At 64.9% G+C, this 15,154-nt stretch carries 16 protein-coding genes; 8 read left to right on the forward strand and 8 right to left on the reverse strand.

Going from position 1 to position 15,154, the window contains the following annotated elements; translation table 11 throughout:
* Positions 1-2 precede the first annotated feature (2 nt).
* Genes CJO11_RS00485 through CJO11_RS00505 form a run of 5 tightly spaced genes read right to left on the reverse strand, consistent with a single transcriptional unit; the run spans position 3 to position 4,850 of the window.
* A complete protein-coding gene (locus tag CJO11_RS00485) occupies positions 3-1,115 on the reverse strand; it encodes a PA0069 family radical SAM protein (protein ID WP_095010942.1) in 1,113 nt (370 codons plus the stop codon).
* Between the two features lie 29 nt (positions 1,116-1,144).
* A complete protein-coding gene (locus CJO11_RS00490; RefSeq protein ID WP_095010943.1) occupies positions 1,145-1,753 on the reverse strand; it encodes a tetratricopeptide repeat protein in 609 nt (202 codons plus the stop codon).
* 3 nt (positions 1,754-1,756) lie between these two features.
* Positions 1,757-2,284, reverse strand: coding sequence for a molybdenum cofactor biosynthesis protein B (gene moaB, locus CJO11_RS00495; RefSeq protein WP_095010944.1), 528 nt, complete (start codon positions 2,282-2,284; stop codon positions 1,757-1,759).
* 4 nt (positions 2,285-2,288) lie between these two features.
* Complete coding sequence (locus CJO11_RS00500; RefSeq protein ID WP_240504506.1) at positions 2,289-4,058, reverse strand: lytic transglycosylase domain-containing protein; 1,770 nt, start codon at positions 4,056-4,058, stop codon at positions 2,289-2,291.
* Between the two features lie 33 nt (positions 4,059-4,091).
* Positions 4,092-4,850 carry a hypothetical protein gene (locus CJO11_RS00505; protein ID WP_095010946.1) on the reverse strand — a complete coding sequence of 253 codons (759 nt, stop codon included), beginning with the start codon at positions 4,848-4,850 and terminating at the stop codon, positions 4,092-4,094.
* Positions 4,851-4,944: 94 nt separating this feature from the next.
* Here CJO11_RS00505 and CJO11_RS00510 point away from each other — a divergent pair, with 94 nt between their 5' ends.
* From CJO11_RS00510 to CJO11_RS00545, 8 genes are all read left to right on the forward strand, one after another.
* Positions 4,945-6,594, forward strand: coding sequence for an electron transfer flavoprotein-ubiquinone oxidoreductase (locus CJO11_RS00510; RefSeq protein WP_095010947.1), 1,650 nt, complete (start codon positions 4,945-4,947; stop codon positions 6,592-6,594).
* 16 nt (positions 6,595-6,610) lie between these two features.
* Positions 6,611-6,925 (forward strand): hypothetical protein, encoded by a 315-nt coding sequence (locus CJO11_RS13165; RefSeq protein WP_150124948.1) that lies wholly within the window; start codon positions 6,611-6,613, stop codon positions 6,923-6,925.
* A 19-nt stretch (positions 6,926-6,944) separates the two neighbouring features.
* Positions 6,945-7,754, forward strand: a complete 810-nt coding sequence (locus tag CJO11_RS00520) for a 4-(cytidine 5'-diphospho)-2-C-methyl-D-erythritol kinase (protein WP_095010949.1) — start codon at positions 6,945-6,947, stop codon at positions 7,752-7,754.
* Positions 7,751-8,491 carry an N-formylglutamate amidohydrolase gene (locus CJO11_RS00525; RefSeq protein ID WP_095010950.1) on the forward strand — a complete coding sequence of 247 codons (741 nt, stop codon included), beginning with the start codon at positions 7,751-7,753 and terminating at the stop codon, positions 8,489-8,491. The genes CJO11_RS00520 and CJO11_RS00525 overlap by 4 nt, the downstream gene beginning before the upstream one ends.
* 107 nt (positions 8,492-8,598) lie before the next feature.
* Positions 8,599-10,455, forward strand: coding sequence for a dihydroxy-acid dehydratase (gene ilvD, locus CJO11_RS00530; RefSeq protein WP_095010951.1), 1,857 nt, complete (start codon positions 8,599-8,601; stop codon positions 10,453-10,455).
* Complete coding sequence (locus CJO11_RS00535; RefSeq protein WP_095010952.1) at positions 10,452-10,814, forward strand: hypothetical protein; 363 nt, start codon at positions 10,452-10,454, stop codon at positions 10,812-10,814. Before ilvD ends, CJO11_RS00535 begins: the two co-directional genes overlap by 4 nt.
* Positions 10,801-12,198, forward strand: coding sequence for an NAD(P)H-hydrate dehydratase (locus CJO11_RS00540; RefSeq protein ID WP_095010953.1), 1,398 nt, complete (start codon positions 10,801-10,803; stop codon positions 12,196-12,198). The genes CJO11_RS00535 and CJO11_RS00540 overlap by 14 nt, the downstream gene beginning before the upstream one ends.
* On the forward strand, positions 12,195-13,385 hold the full coding sequence (locus CJO11_RS00545) for a class I SAM-dependent RNA methyltransferase (RefSeq protein WP_095010954.1): 1,191 nt from the start codon (positions 12,195-12,197) through the stop codon (positions 13,383-13,385). The genes CJO11_RS00540 and CJO11_RS00545 overlap by 4 nt, the downstream gene beginning before the upstream one ends.
* Here the strand turns inward: CJO11_RS00545 and CJO11_RS00550 are convergent.
* The 3 genes from CJO11_RS00550 to CJO11_RS00560 are packed head-to-tail and all read right to left on the reverse strand — an operon-like array spanning position 13,382 to position 15,128.
* Positions 13,382-14,155 (reverse strand): hydrolase 1, exosortase A system-associated, encoded by a 774-nt coding sequence (locus CJO11_RS00550; protein WP_095010955.1) that lies wholly within the window; start codon positions 14,153-14,155, stop codon positions 13,382-13,384. The two genes, CJO11_RS00545 and CJO11_RS00550, sit on opposite strands and share 4 nt — an antisense overlap.
* On the reverse strand, positions 14,152-14,841 hold the full coding sequence (locus CJO11_RS00555; protein ID WP_338064646.1) for an alpha/beta hydrolase family protein: 690 nt from the start codon (positions 14,839-14,841) through the stop codon (positions 14,152-14,154). Before CJO11_RS00555 ends, CJO11_RS00550 begins: the two co-directional genes overlap by 4 nt.
* Positions 14,838-15,128 carry a phosphopantetheine-binding protein gene (locus CJO11_RS00560; RefSeq protein WP_095010956.1) on the reverse strand — a complete coding sequence of 97 codons (291 nt, stop codon included), beginning with the start codon at positions 15,126-15,128 and terminating at the stop codon, positions 14,838-14,840. The genes CJO11_RS00555 and CJO11_RS00560 overlap by 4 nt, the downstream gene beginning before the upstream one ends.
* Positions 15,129-15,154 lie beyond the last annotated feature (26 nt).

The following is a 15,154-nucleotide window of genomic DNA, read 5'->3' on the forward strand; positions in this document are numbered from 1 at the left end:
CGTCAGAACAGCCGAAGCTGCCCGCCGACCGATGGCGGCCTGAACTGCGAGCAATCGAGCGTGAACCGCTCCTTGCCGATTCCGGCACGCTTGCACGCGATGCGAAAGCGGGCGCGGAACAGGTCTGCCCACACGCCGCTCGGCTTCATGCGGGAAAAGAAGTCCGGATCGTTGTCGCGGCCCTGGCGGATTGAACGCACGATGCTCATCACCTTGCTCGCACGATCGGGGAAGTGAACGTCGAGCCATTCGCGGAACAGCGGCGAGACCTCGTGCGGCAGGCGCAGCGCGATCCATCCCGCCGAGCGGACGCCCAGCGCTGCCGCGCGCTGGACGATCTCTTCCATGAACGGGTCGGTGATTGCGGGAATAACCGGCGCAGCCGAGCAGTGCGCGGGGATGCCCACCTCGACCAGTTTTCCGAGCGCCGCGAGCCGCTTGGCGGGAGCTGCGGCGCGCGGTTCGAGCTTGCCCGATAGCACCGGATCGAGCGTCGTGACGGAGATCGCCACCGCGACAAGGTTGCGCTCGGCCAACTGCGCCAACAGGTCGAGATCATCGAGCACTCGGTCCGATTTGGTGGTGATCGTTACCGGATGGCGCGCATCGAGACATACCTCGAGCACTTGCCGCGTGATGCGATAGCGCCGCTCGATCGGCTGGTAGGGATCGGTATTGGTTCCCATCGCGATCGGCTTGGGCCGATATCGGGGCCGTGCCAGCGTTTCGCGCAGCAGCCTTGCGGCATCGGGCTTGGCGAACAGCTTGGTCTCGAAATCGAGCCCTGGCGACAGGTCGTGATAGGCATGGGTGGGCCGGGCGAAGCAATAGATGCAGCCATGCTCGCATCCGCGATAGGCATTGATCGAGCGGTCGAACGGGATGTCGGGCGAACCGTTGAACGAAAGGATCGTCTTCGGGTGCTCTTCCGTGACGGTCGTGCGCAGCTTGACCGGCGGGCCGTCCAGCATTTCCATGTAGTCGCGCCAGTCGCCTTCCATCTCGCGATCCGCTAGTCCGAATCGCTGCGGCACCTGCCCGGACTGCGCTCCGCGGCCCCTAACAGGTGAACTGGGAAGGGGTGGTTTGTCTCGCTGCTCCTTCGATTGGAACATACGGGGAACACACCGAGTCGGGAAGTGATTTACCGTTTCTTGCGGCAGGGACTCGACATAGCGGTGCGATAATCCCTTTCGAAACAATCGCGCAGTCCTTGCAGCACGCCGATCTGGCGCCGGGCGAAGGCGTCGTCGGGGTGCTTGCGGAGGCCCGATTGAGCGAATTCGATGCCTTGTCGGTCATGATCGAAAAACGCGAGAACCCCGCGCAGGTAAATGTTCCACACCTCGGCATGGGGATCGTCACTGCCGGGCGTACGAAACGCCTGTGCGGCGAGTTTTCTGGCCTGCTTCGTCCGCCCGATAAATGCCAACAGTTGCGCCCGGTGAAGGGTGCCAATGCCTTTGGCGCGAGCGTTGGGAAACCCGGGCCCGTTCTCCAGCCAATCGTCGTAGGCCGCTAGTGCAGCGCTAGGACAACCTTTTTCGGCGAGTCCGCGGAAGCTGCCGGCTTGTTCACCAACTTGGTCGAATTCATTCCATTGCAGAGCCCGCGCCTCGTCCTGTTCGGCGAGACTTACACGGCATTTCTCTCCGGAGTCGATCGCCGCAATGTTGGCAGCGGACTGTTGTCCTGCGATCGCAAGAGCTGGCGAAGCCAGAATGCCAAGTGCGAAGAGAGCGACCGCCCTCATCGATTACTTCTCCATGAGGCGCGGCATCAGTTCGACGAAATTGCACGGGCGATTACGGCTGTCGAGCTGCTCGGCGAGGATCCCGTCCCACCCGTCCTTCACCGCGCCGTTCGATCCCGGCAGGGCGAAAATGTAGGTCCCGCGCGCGACCACTGCGAGCGCGCGGCTTTGCACGGTGCTGGTGCCGATGGTCTTGTAGCTGAGCCAGCGGAACAGTTCTCCGAAGCCAGGGATTTCCTTATCCTTGATCCGTTCGAGCGCTTCGGGTGTCACGTCGCGCCCGGTTAGCCCGGTGCCGCCGGTGCTGACAATCGCGTCGATTTCGGGATCGTCGATCCAGTTATCGAGCCGGGTCACGAGCGTATCGGCATCGTCTTTCTCGATCGCGCGCGCAGCGAGGCGGTGACCTGCGGCCTTTACGCGCTCTGCCAGGATGTCGCCGCTGGTATCGTTTGCCCCAGTCCGGGTGTCGGACACGGTCAGAACCGCGATGTTGATGGGCTTGAACGTACGGTCGGGGTCGATCGCCATCAGATCAGGGTCGCACCGAAACCGGAGCGTCGTTTACCGACAGCCGAACCGCGCCGGTTCCTGAAAGTTCAGGGAAGGTCGGCCACATGCCCTGCGCCAGCGCCTTGCGGCTGTCCGATGCGCCGCCTGCCTGCCGCTCGTACATCCAGTAGTTTCGCATCACGATTGCGACATAGGAACGGGTTTCCCAGTACGGGATGCTTTCCATGTAAAGTAGCGGATCGCCCTCGTCGTTGACCTGCGTATTCCACCGGGTGACCGGGGTCAGGCCGGCGTTGTAGGCGGCCATGATCTTGGGCAGCAGCCCGCCGGTGGCCGGAGCATCACGCAACATCTCGAGGTTTTCCTGCCCGAACGCGAGGTTGGTGCCGGGATCGCTCAGGTTGACGTAGCTGGCACTCATGTTGAGCCGCGGGGCGTGTTCACGCACTGTGATCGGAGTGATCTGCATCAATCCGCGCGCCTGCGCCGGACTGACTGCCGAGGTGCGGAAGTTCGATTCCTGCAGCGCGTGGGCATAGGCGAGGGCCGGATCGACCTGCCAGCCGTTGACCGGTTTCCAGCGCGGGGCCGGGAAGCGCAACGCACGTTCGGCTTTCGCGCCAATCGGGACATTGTGCGCCATCCACAGTTGCGTGGAGGGCAGGCCGAGCTCGCGGGCAAGGCGGCTCAAAGAATCGTATTCGGAAGGATCGCCGATCTTGGCTTCGTAACGCAGCACCGTGTCGGCATCGTCATCGCGGCCGATTTCCGACAGCGCGACTGCGGTGCGCACGTTGGGCACTTCGCGCAGGCGCTTCCAGTCAGTGAGGTCGAAATCCGGCCCGCGATCTTCGCGCGGCAGGCGCTCGCCGAGTTGTTCGCGGGCGAGCATCCCGTAGAGCGTTTCGTCGAGCTGGGCGGCACCGCGCAATTGCTCGGCGGCCTTCTCCGGCTGGCGGCTGCGGATAAGGGCGCGGCTTGCCCAGTAATAGGCGGCAGCCGTTAGCTCGGGGTTTTGCGAGCTAAGAGACGCGTTCCGGAACGAATCGGCGGCCTGGCCGAACTCGTTGAGGCGCCAGGCTGCAAGGCCCGCAGCCCAGTATCCTTCGGCGACCCATGCGCCCGCGCCGTTGACCGGCACCGTCTGCGCCATTGCTAGTGCCTGCGCGTCCTGGTTCTCAATATAATACGACCACGCAACGCGCTGGCGCCATTCGGCGCGCGCTTCGGGCGAGAGGTTGGCGTCGATCCCGTCGAGCAGAACCCGGGCGCCGTCAGGATCGTCAGCGACGATCTTCTGCTTGATCGCATTGGCGATCGAATCCGGCATGGTGCCGTCATCGACGCTGCGCGGCAGGGTACGCTTGGGGGCGTAGGACTGGCTCACCAGCATCTGCTGGCTGGGCAGGTCCGGTGGATTTTCGAGGCCGCGCTTGAGCCCGAGCTGGATGATCTGGTCGGCCTGCGGCAGGTCGACGCCGTTCGCCAGCCATGCCTGGATCTGGTCGAGATCAACCTTGGGGCTCTTGGGGTCGAGGTAGTATTCAGCGCGGGCGAAGTGGTGCAGCGGGCCGTCGGGCCGATCTGCGAACATCTGCTGGACGGTTGGCCAGTCCTCGCTGTCGATCGCGGCGAACAGCGTCTTGTACCAGTCCTTGTCCGAATTGCTCAGCAGTTCGGGGACGTTGGTGGAATTGGCGCGGTTGCGGAAGTATTCGGCGGCGCTCGAGTTGGCGAGGGCGGGTGACGACACCGCCAGGAACGCAAGCGTGCCCGCAATCGCGAATGCCATTTGACCCCGAGAAAACCCCCGAACCATCGATCCCTATCCGTCCGTCCAATCCAGCCAGCGTTGCCAGAGCCTCGCCCGTGTGGCTGCATTTGCCAGCAGCCGCTCCGGGCCGACTTCGGCCATCGCCGGAACCCTGACCCCTTCATGGTTAAAATTCCGTAAGGCGGCAGGGCCTTGCGCCGGATCGTGCCCGCAAAGCGGCAGGATGTTGCGTCCGAGGACAAGGATTCGTTTTGGAGCGCCCAGAGCGACATGGTGCGCCAGCAGCTCGCCCATTCTGCCAGCAGCCAGTGCACGCCAGTCGGGCAGGGGCGTATGGCGCGGCAGGACGGCCACGAACGAGGCGTTTTCGGCAGCGATTCCGGCAGCGGCCAGGAATCCCGCCAGCAGCTTGCCTTGCGGACCGGTTAGCAACTGCTCGCGGTCCTGCTCTTCGGGCTGTGCGACGATTATCATCAGCTCCGCGCCGCTGTTCCCGCGCGAGGCGATTCGCGGCGCCAGTCCGCCGTCGTCGAGACTTGGCTCGGTGAGCCACCATTGGCGGAACGCGGCAAGATCGCTCGGCCAGCCTTCTTTCGCACCGCCGATTTGCGGTCTCTCTGGGGTCGACTGCGCATCGCCGTTTTCGTGCGTGGCGACCGCCGTGGCTGGAGCCGCCTCGGGTTCACTCTCCACATCCGCCAGCCAGCCGCTCGCTTCGTCGGAAAAGTCCGCATCGACGCCTGCTTCGCGCCACCAGTCGAGCGCGGCGGCTACCTGTCGGTTCAGGGAGAGGGATGTCTTGCCGGTCATGGGATATTCGCGTGCAGGTCTTGACCTGCCCCGCGCGGGCAATCAAGCACGTCGGTAGATTTTGCGCGGGAATAGACAGGGAAGAGCGAAGCCGATGGTCGAACGTGAATCGATGCCGTGTGACGTGGTGATCGTCGGGGGCGGGCCGGCTGGCCTTGCTGCCGCGATCCGCCTCAAGCAGCTCAACGACAGCCTCGAAGTGGTGGTCCTCGAAAAAGGCTCGGAGATCGGCGCGCACATCCTGTCAGGCGCGGTGGTCGATCCCAAGGCGATCGATGAGCTGCTGCCGGAATGGCGCGAACAGGGCTGCCCGATGGCGGAAACCCCGGTGACCGACAACTGGCACTGGGTGCTGACCAAAAGCGGGCATTACGCGCTGCCGCACATCATGATGCCGCCTTTCATGTCGAACCACGGCACCTACACCGGCAGCCTCGGCAATATGTGCCGCTGGCTTGCTGAACAGGCCGAAGCGCTGGGCGTGATGGTGTTCCCGGGCTTTCCTGCCGCCGAAGTGCTGGTGGGCGAGGATGGCGCGGTCGGCGGGGTCATCACGCAGGACATGGGCGTTGCCGCAGACGGTTCGCACAAGGGCGATTTCCAGCCGGGGATGGAGATCCACGCGAAATACACGCTGTTTGCCGAAGGTGCGCGCGGAAACCTCACCAAGCGGATGAAGGCCAAGTTCGACCTCGAGGCCGATTGCCAGCCGCAGGTCTATGGCCTCGGCATCAAGGAGCTGTGGGATATCGACCCGGACAAGCACGTGCCGGGCCGGGTGATCCACACCCAGGGTTGGCCGCTGTCGGAAAGCGAAAGCTGGGGCGGCGGGTTCCTCTACCACCAGGCCGGCGGGCAGGTCGCGCTCGGATTTGTCACCGCGCTCGACTACAAGAACCCGTGGGTCAGCCCGTTCCAGGAATTCCAGCGCTGGAAGCAGCACCCCGCGATCCGCGAATACCTCGAAGGTGGCAAGCGCGTGGCTTACGGCGCGCGCGTGATCAACGAAGGCGGCTGGCAGTCGGTGCCCAAGCTGGCGTTCCCCGGCGGTGTGCTGATCGGGTGTGCGGCGGGCTTCGTCAACGTCCCGCGCATCAAGGGCAGCCACACCGCGATGAAGAGCGGGATGCTCGCTGCCGAAGCGGTCGCTGCTGCGATCGCGCGCGGAGAGGAAAAGACCGAGCTGATGGACTACGACGCAGCCGTGCGCGACAGCTGGATCGCGACCGAGCTCAAGAAAGTCCAGAACGCGCAGCCTGCGGTCGCCAAGTACGGCGGCACGCTCGGCACGGTGCTGGCAGGCGCGGATATGTGGATGCGCCAGCTCAAGATCGGCCTGCCGATCGCCATGAAGCACGAGCCGGACTACGAACTGACCGGGCGCGCGGACCTGTTCCCCAAGATCGACTATCCCAAGCCCGATGGCGAGATCAGCTTCGATCGACTGACTTCGGTCAGCTTCAGCTACACCAACCATGCCGAAGACCAGCCCTGCCACCTGATCGTGAAGGACATGGAGCTCCAGAAGAGCAGCGAACTGGGCGTCTATGGCGGACCATCCAACCGCTATTGTCCGGCCGGCGTCTACGAATGGCTGGAAGACGAAGCGACCGGGGCGATGAAGTTCCAGATCAACTCGCAGAACTGCGTCCACTGCAAGACCTGCGACATCAAGGATCCCAACCAGAATATCACCTGGACCACGCCGGAGGGTGGCGGCGGGCCGAACTATCCGAATATGTAAGGCGCGAGGTCGCTTCATGGTCGGATCCACCGCATATAATCGGCTGATGCATGAATTGTGCGCTGTCAGAGGCTGGTGCGGGGGAATCGTCGACCGCGAACCTTCACATGTCGACGATTTCATTCCTGATTCCGGTGAAGTGACCGCAAATGAATTCATCGATTGGTTGTTTAAGGCAGAGGGTTATGAACCATCGCATGAGCCTCCCGAGCGGGTTGCAGCTTTCCGAACGGAATTCTTTGCTCTCTTCGTCCAAGTGATGGGCGCTGCCCAAGTCGATGCTACTCAGCTAAAGTGGGACCTCGATGATCCCAAACTCAATCGGGATTGAGGCGACTACACTCAAAGCTATGCGCGAAACCGCCTACGCCAAGATCAATCTCGCGCTGCATGTCCGGCGGCGGCGCGAGGACGGGTATCACGAGATCGAGACGCTGTTCGCGTTCGTGAACAAGGGCGACACGCTGCGCGCCGACTCGTCGCGCTATGACAGGGTGCGGGTTTCCGGCGAATTCGCGGGCGCGCTGACCGATCCGATCGACAATATCGTGATGCGCGCGCTCACCGTTCTGCCGCGGTTCGAGGGGATGGAAATCTCGCTCGAAAAGAACTTGCCGGTCGCCGCCGGGCTGGGCGGCGGATCGGCGGATGCGGCGGCGGTGTTCCGCATGATCGAACTCGCCCACGGCCTGCCCGATGACTGGCAAGCGCGGGCCGCTAAGCTCGGCGCGGACGTGCCCGCCTGCGTTGCCAGCCGGATGTGCCTTGGCCACGGGACCGGAACCGAATTGGCGAGCGTTGAGAATGACTTGCAAGGCACACCTGTCATCCTTGTGAACCCGCGCGTGCCGCTGGCCACCGGTCCGGTGTTTGCGGGTTGGGACGGTCAGGATCGCGGGCCGTTGCCCGAAGGCCCGGCCTCGAAGATCGCTGCCGAAGGGCGCAACGATCTCGAAGCATCGGCGATCGATTTGTGCCCTGCGATCGCCGATGTGCTAGAGGTGCTCGGCGGAACGGATGCCTTCGTCAGCCGTATGTCCGGTTCGGGGGCAACCTGTTTCGCCCTTTTCCGCAGTCGCGAAGCGCAGAGCGCGGCAGCGGACTTCCTTGCCCGGACCCGGCCCGACTGGTGGTGCTTGAGCGGAGAATTGCGCGCGTGAACGAATGGCAACCGTACCGGCAAGTCGGCCTCAGTGACGAGCCGCGCAAGGGCGGCATCGTCTGCGTCGCCGACCACGCATCCAACTTCGTGCCCGATGACATTCCGCTCGGCATTCCGCCGAATCTGCTCGATTCGCATATTGCGGTCGATATCGGGGTCGAGGGCGTGGCCGAACGAATGGCGCGTCGCCACCATATCCCGGCGCACCTTGCCTGCGTCAGCCGCCTGGTGTGCGATTTCAACCGCGAGGAAGACCATGCGGGGGTCGTCCCGACCACCAGCGACGGGCACCTGGTCCCGGGCAATATCGGGGCCGATCTCGAAATGCGACTGGGGCGATTCCATCGCCCCTACCACCAGGCTTGCAGCAAGTTCATCGCGGCCCTGCAGCCGCGGCTGGTCATCTCGCTGCATTCGTTCACGCCCAAGCTGGAAACCAAGCCTGATGAGGACCGCCCGTGGGAAGTCGGGGTGCTCTATAACGAGGACGATCGCGCTGCGCGTCACGCGATCCGGCTGCTTTCCCAGCAAGGGCTGACCGTGGGCGACAACCAGCCCTATTCGGGGCGCGAGCTCAACGGATCGATGGACCGGCACGCCGAGGCCGAGGGCGTCCCCTACCTGACGTTCGAAATCCGCAACGACCAGATTCGCACCGAAGCGGGGCAGGCGCGCTGGGCGGCGATGATCGCCGATATCGCCGGGCGCGTCTCGGTAATGGTCGAACTCGCCTGATCCTGCTAGCGGCGCGGCTGTAGCGGCCTAAAGAAATTCGCGTTAGACCCTCGCTGCTTCGCCGCGCAGGGCGACGGCACCCGAGTTTGCTGACCGAGTTTGAGACCATGCCCGATTATCGCTCCCGCACATCGACCCACGGCCGCAACATGGCCGGCGCCCGCGGCCTGTGGCGCGCGACCGGCATGAGGGATGATGACTTCGGCAAGCCGATCATCGCGGTGGTCAATTCGTTCACCCAGTTCGTGCCGGGTCACGTCCACCTCAAGGACCTGGGCCAGATGGTCGCGCGCGAGATCGAGGCGGCGGGCGGCGTCGCGAAGGAATTCAACACCATCGCGGTCGATGACGGTATCGCGATGGGGCACGACGGGATGCTCTATTCGCTGCCCAGTCGCGACCTGATCGCCGACAGCGTGGAATACATGGTCAACGCGCACTGCGCCGATGCGATGGTGTGCATTTCGAACTGCGACAAGATCACGCCGGGGATGCTGATGGCCGCGCTGCGGCTCAATATCCCGGCGGTATTCGTCTCGGGCGGACCGATGGAAGCGGGCAAGGTCGTGGTGAAAGGCAAGGAAGTCGCGCTCGACCTGGTCGATGCGATGGTTGCCGCTGCCGACGAAGCCTATTCGGACGAGGAAGTCGCCAGCATCGAACGCTCGGCGTGCCCGACCTGCGGTTCGTGCAGCGGCATGTTCACCGCGAACTCGATGAACTGCCTGACCGAAGCACTTGGCCTGTCGTTGCCCGGCAATGGTTCGACGCTTGCGACCCATGCCGACCGCCAGCGCCTGTTCGAGCGTGCGGGCAAGCTCTCGGTCGAGATGTGCCGCCGGTATTACGAGGAAGGTGACGAAAGCGTCCTGCCGCGCTCGGTCGCCAGCTTCGCCGCGTTCGAGAACGCGATGAGCCTCGATATCGCGATGGGCGGATCGACCAACACTGTGCTTCACTTGCTCGCCGCTGCGCATGAAGCGGGCGTCGATTTCACGATGGCCGATATCGACCGGTTGAGCCGCAAGGTGCCGTGCCTGTGCAAGGTCGCCCCCGCGAAAAGCGACGTGCATATGGAAGACGTCCACCGGGCGGGCGGGATCATGGCGATCCTCGGTGAGCTCGACCGGGCGGACCTGATCAACACCGCGCTGCCGACCGTTCACAGCCCGACGATGGCCGACGCGCTCGACGCGTGGGACGTTGCCCGCACCAACAACCCGGCGGTGCAGGAGTTCTTCCGTGCCGCGCCGGGCGGAGTGCCGACCCAGACCGCGTTCAGCCAGGACAAGCGGTGGGACGAGCTCGATCTCGATCGGCAGGGCGGGGTGATCCGCAGCGCCAAATACGCCTTCAGCCAGGATGGCGGGCTTGCGGTGCTGTTCGGCAACCTGGCCGAAGACGGCTGCATCGTGAAGACCGCCGGGGTCGACGATTCGATCCTCAAGTTCTCGGGCCCTGCAAAGGTCTACGAGAGCCAGGATGCTGCGGTCGCTGCGATCCTCACCGACCAGGTGCAGGAAGGCGACGTAGTCGTGATCCGCTATGAAGGGCCGCGCGGCGGGCCGGGAATGCAGGAAATGCTCTACCCGACCAGCTACCTCAAATCGAAGGGGCTGGGGAAAGCCTGCGCGCTGATTACCGACGGGCGCTTTTCCGGCGGCACATCGGGCCTGTCGATCGGCCACGTCTCGCCCGAAGCGGCGGAAGGCGGGGCGATCGCGCTGGTCGAGGATGGCGATACGATCGAGATCGATATCCCGGGCCGCAAGATCGACCTGGCGATCCCGGAAGCCGAACTGGCCGAACGTCGGGCACGGATGGAAGCAAGCGGAGATGGTGCATGGCAACCCGCCAAGCCGCGCCCGCGCAAGGTGTCCGATGCGCTCAAGGCCTATGCCGCGATGACCACCAGTGCCGCGCGCGGCGCGGTGCGCGATGTGAGCCAACTCGTCCGCAAATGATCCGTTCGCTCGCCGCGCTAGGGCTCGTGGCCCTGTTGGCCGCCTGCAACCGGGGCGATCCGCAGCCGCAAGCGGAACCCGGCGCAAAGCGTATTGAGTGCGCCTTGGGGCCGGGCAGCACGTTCTCTCCCGCCTGCCTGGTCGAAAAGACCGAAGGCGAACAGGGACCGGAATTTGTCGTTCGCCATCCCGATGGCAGCTTTCGCCGCCTTCGCATCGCCCCGGATCGTAGCGGGATGATGGCGATTTCGGGCGCGGCAGATGCGGTCAACGAGCTGGTGGGCAATCCCAAGGTGCTGCAAGTGACCGTGGGCGACGATCGTTATCGTTTCCCGGCAGACCTCGATGCCGGCAAGTGACCAGGTCCTCACCGCAGCGCAAATGCGCGCGGGCGAGGAGGTGCTGGTCGCGCAAGGAATTTCGGTCGACGAACTGATGCAGCGCGCCGGGCAGGGTGCCGCCGATTGGGTCTGGCGCGTCGCGATGGGCGGCGCGGTGACGGTGCTGTGCGGCCCCGGCAACAACGGCGGCGACGGCTACATGATTGCCGAGACTCTGCGGGCGCGCGGGCTGGAGGTGAAGGTTGTCGCGCCGATCGAACCGAAGACCGACGCTGCGCGCAATGCGAGAGCGGCGTGGCAGGGTGAAGTTGTTGAAGGTGCCGACAGTGTGCACGGCGCGGTGTTCGTCGATTGCCTGTTCGGCTCGGGGCTCACGCGACCCTTGTCGAGCGAGCACGCGAAGTTGATAGCCCAGCTGGCGTCCAACCACCGCCATTTCGTTGCGGTCGACCTGCCGAGCGGGGTGGCGACCGATGACGGCACCTTGCTCGGCGAAGTCGTACATTGCGACCTGACGCTAGCGCTTGGCGCATGGAAACCGGCGCATTTCCTGATGCCTGCCCTCGAACGTCTCGGAGGGGTTCGGCTGGTCGATATCGGCGTCGAGCCGGTTGCCGGTGCTGCTCACGTCGTTCCGCGCCCTGTGCTGGCTTCACCCGACCGCGCGGCACACAAGTATTCGCGCGGCCTGTTGGGTGTGGTTGGAGGAGCGATGCCCGGTGCTGCGATGCTCGCGTGCAAGGCTGCGATGCGCGCGGGGGCAGGCTATGTAAAATTGTTCGCGAACGAACCAGTGGTTGGCGCACCCGATGCGCTGGTGACAGTGAGCGATCCCCTTGAACCGGCGCTGGCGGACAAGCGGCTCTCCGCTTTGCTGGTCGGACCGGGCTTGGGCCGGAGCGAAGCCGCGCGCGGGCGGCTGGCTGCGGTACTGGAGGCGCGGGTTCCGGCGGTGCTTGATGCTGATGCGCTGCACCTGCTCGACGAAGACCTGCTCGAAGGGGTCGATACCTCGCGGTTGCTTGTTACGCCCCACACTGGCGAACTGGCGAAGCTGTGCGAAACCTTCAGGATTGCCGAACCGACCAAGCGCAGCATGGCCCAGGGTTTGGCAGAGGCCACGGGTCTTACCGTGCTCGCGAAGGGACCGGACAATCTGTTGGTGGCGCGTGATGGCCGGACGGCGTTCTTCCCGCCCGCTTCGAGCTGGCTGGCCAATGCGGGAACCGGCGATGTCCTCGCCGGAATCGCGGCAAGTCGTCTGTCCACTGGGCGCGACCCGTTCGGCGCTGCCGGCGAAGCGGTCTGGCTGCATACCGAGGCTGCGCGGATCGCTGGCCCTGCGTTGATGGCAGACGACCTTGCCGCCGCCGTTTCTGCCGCCTACGCGCGCTTCCTGTGAGCGAACCTGAAACGATTATCCGCGTAGCTGCGCGCGGCGACGGCGTGACCGCGAACGGTCGGCATGTGCCGTTTGCCGCACCGGGCGACATTGTATTGCCCGATGGTTCGGTGCAGCCGGGGCCGCATCACGCCAACCCGCCGTGCCGCCATTTCGGACGCTGCGGCGGATGCCAGTTGCAACACCTCGACGAAGAGGCGCTCGCCGATTTCGTCCGCGACCGCGTGCTTCACGCCGCGCGCGGGCAGGGTATCGAACCGCAAGTGCTCGCCCCGGTGCATCTCTCGCCGCCCCGCAGCCGCCGCAGGGCCAGCCTGTTGGCAATTAACGGCGGCGGCAAGCCGCTGATCGGGTTTCGCGAAGGTGGATCGCACAAGGTCGTCGGCCTTGCCGAATGCCATGTGCTGCACCCTGAATTGTTCGCGTTGCTTGAACCGCTCCGCACGCTGCTGACAACGCTGGGTAAACGCTACGCGGTCGAAATAGAGCTGACCCTGGCCGACCAGGGGATCGATTGCGGCTTGAAGAACTTCGCGATGGAAGGGCTCGAAGCGACCGAAGCGACGCTCGGCTTCGCGCGCGAATACGGGCTGGCGCGGCTGTCAGTCGATTTGGGCTTCGGCGCGGAGAGTGTTTGGGAACCCGAGCCGGTTACCGTGACACTGGGCGAAGTGCCAATTGCGCTGCCCTCGGGCGCATTCCTGCAGGCCACCGCCGATGGCGAAGCGGCGCTGTCCTCCGCCGCGCGCGAGTGGCTCGGCGCGTGCAGCCATGCGGCCGACTTGTTCTCCGGTCTCGGGACATTTGCATTCGGCATCGGCACGCAGGTTTCCGCGTACGAGGCCGCGCGCGACGCGCATCTGGCATGCCGCGCGGCGGCGAGCAGGGCGCGTAGGCCCGTAACGGCGATCCACCGCGACCTGTTCCGCAACCCGCTGAGGCCTGACGAACTGGCGAGCTTCGACGGCGTCCTGCTCGATCCGCCACGGGCCGGTGCGCGCGAGCAAGTGGCACAGATCGCCGCAAGCGAGGTCGGTCGTGTGGCCTACATCAGCTGCAATCCTGCGAGCTGGGCGAAGGATGCCGCGAAATTGGTCGAAGCGGGGTTCAGGCTGGCCGAACTGCGCCCCGTCGGCCAGTTCCGGTGGTCGACGCACGTCGAACTGGCCAGCCTGTTCCTGCGCTAGCCTTTGAGCGCGGCGATGATCTGTTGGTCGAGGAATTCGCGCGCGCGCGGCTCGACCCATGCGTGGGTGGCCCGATCGCAGCGGGCAATGCGCGGATCGTCGCGATCCCAGCTTTCGGCAAAGGCCTGCGCGGTGCGGTCGGAAGTCGCAAGGAGGATTTGCACCGGGCCGTCGTACTCGGCCAGACCAGCGGCCATTTCTCCCGCCAGCGTGGTAGGCGCCGACTTGGCCTTGCTCGCCTGGCGGAGCCCCTTGGCCAGTTTTCCGAGGTTCACACCGCCTGTAACAAGCCGCAATATTTCCTTGGGATCCTTGAGTTTTTCCATATAGCGCGCGCGAACCGCGGATGGGGGAGGCGTGTCGTCCGCATCATCGATGGTCCACGGATTGGAGAGGATCAGCGCATCGCACCCCGCGCCGCTTGCCAGCATCAGCGCGCTGGCCGCATCGCAATTGCCGAAGCCCACCACCCGATCGACCGTCGGGGCGATGGCCTTGAATGCCGCCAGCGCCGCTTCGATATCGCGCTTGCTGCGCCGGAAGCCGCGATTTTCGCCGCCACTGTCACCCACACCGCGCCGGTCGAAACGGAACACGGGAAAGCCCGCTGCGGCTATCCGCGCGGCCAGTGCCGCCTGCCCGCTGAATGCACCCGAGCGGACTTCGTTGCCACCGGTCACGAGCAGTAGCCCGGTGGTGCCCTTGGCTGCATCGAGCGTGCCCGCGAGCATCGAATCGACGCACTCGAAGGTCATGTGCAGCCGGGTCATTGTTCGTCACCCATGCCGATGGCGAGGATCGCCGCAAGGGCGTCGGCTTGCTCGGGATCTTCGTCGGGCTCGGCGCGCAACCACAGGCCGGGCCCGCCGAGATCGGACTGCGCGATGGCCGCGAGTTGGCTTGATGGTTCGGCCGTTTCGAGCTCGCGAAACATCGCTGCGCCGAGCTTCCACCCGGCCAGTTCGATGCCCTGTTCGCGACCGATCGCCTGCAGGTCCTCGGTTTTCTCAGGCCTTCCCGCTTCCTTCGAAGCGATTGTCCGCGCACGCAGCATCGCTCGCAACGCCTGTCTGCCGCCTGTCGGTGCCCATGCCCATCCGGGCAAATCTGCCGGAGCGAGGACCGCGCCCGCGCGCGCCGTCAGGAGATGGGTTGCTTTGAAATGCTTTGCCGCCGCTGCTGTCGCCTTGCGCCAATCGGCAACGGTCTGGCTATCGAGCTGCGCGGTGCTCTCGTTGCAACCCGGCAGGTCGGGCAGGATCGTATCGATCTCCGACATGTCGAGGCGGCGCATGACTTCGGCGGTCTGGCGGCGCAGCTTGTTCGCTTCGTCGAACCATGCGGGCAGGACCAGCAGCCGCCGCTCGCGCCCGCGATCGAACGCCATCGCCATTTCGGTGTGCTCGCTGTCGCCCTCGAGCGGGCAAGGCCAGCTGACGAGAGTGAACGGTGTCACGCTTCGCCGGCTTTGGCCTCGGCAAAGGCGAGCAGCCCGCCGTAGGTTTCGAGCATTTCGCCATCGACATCGTCGTCGTCGATCATGATATCGAGCCGGTCCTCCATCTCGGTGAGGAGGCCTGCAACAGCCATCGAATCGAGCTCGGGCAAATGGCCGAACAGGCCGCTGTCGGCGTCGAATTCGGCGACTTGGGCAGCATCGAGCCCCAGGACATCGGCAAGGATCGAACGCAGCTGCGTATCGATCGCGCTGCGAACCTGTGCCGGATTGTGCTCGTCAGACATTCAGAATTGCCCCTTAACCAAACGCG

The organism is Tsuneonella mangrovi, assembly GCF_002269345.1.
GTDB classification, from domain to species: domain Bacteria; phylum Pseudomonadota; class Alphaproteobacteria; order Sphingomonadales; family Sphingomonadaceae; genus Tsuneonella; species Tsuneonella mangrovi.

Excerpts from the sequence above, each read along its gene's own strand:
- CJO11_RS00485 (WP_095010942.1), bottom strand. The coding sequence starts at position 1,115 with ATGTTCCAATCGAAGGAGCAGCGAGACAAACCACCCCTTCCCAGTTCA.
- CJO11_RS00490 (WP_095010943.1), bottom strand. The coding sequence starts at position 1,753 with ATGAGGGCGGTCGCTCTCTTCGCACTTGGCATTCTGGCTTCGCCAGCT.
- moaB (WP_095010944.1), bottom strand. The coding sequence starts at position 2,284 with ATGGCGATCGACCCCGACCGTACGTTCAAGCCCATCAACATCGCGGTT.
- CJO11_RS00500 (WP_240504506.1), bottom strand. The coding sequence starts at position 4,058 with ATGGCATTCGCGATTGCGGGCACGCTTGCGTTCCTGGCGGTGTCGTCA.
- CJO11_RS00505 (WP_095010946.1), bottom strand. The coding sequence starts at position 4,850 with ATGACCGGCAAGACATCCCTCTCCCTGAACCGACAGGTAGCCGCCGCG.
- CJO11_RS00510 (WP_095010947.1), top strand. The coding sequence starts at position 4,945 with ATGGTCGAACGTGAATCGATGCCGTGTGACGTGGTGATCGTCGGGGGC.
- CJO11_RS13165 (WP_150124948.1), top strand. The coding sequence starts at position 6,611 with ATGGTCGGATCCACCGCATATAATCGGCTGATGCATGAATTGTGCGCT.
- CJO11_RS00520 (WP_095010949.1), top strand. The coding sequence starts at position 6,945 with ATGCGCGAAACCGCCTACGCCAAGATCAATCTCGCGCTGCATGTCCGG.
- ilvD (WP_095010951.1), top strand. The coding sequence starts at position 8,599 with ATGCCCGATTATCGCTCCCGCACATCGACCCACGGCCGCAACATGGCC.
- CJO11_RS00535 (WP_095010952.1), top strand. The coding sequence starts at position 10,452 with ATGATCCGTTCGCTCGCCGCGCTAGGGCTCGTGGCCCTGTTGGCCGCC.
- CJO11_RS00540 (WP_095010953.1), top strand. The coding sequence starts at position 10,801 with ATGCCGGCAAGTGACCAGGTCCTCACCGCAGCGCAAATGCGCGCGGGC.
- CJO11_RS00550 (WP_095010955.1), bottom strand. The coding sequence starts at position 14,155 with ATGACCCGGCTGCACATGACCTTCGAGTGCGTCGATTCGATGCTCGCG.
- CJO11_RS00560 (WP_095010956.1), bottom strand. The coding sequence starts at position 15,128 with ATGTCTGACGAGCACAATCCGGCACAGGTTCGCAGCGCGATCGATACG.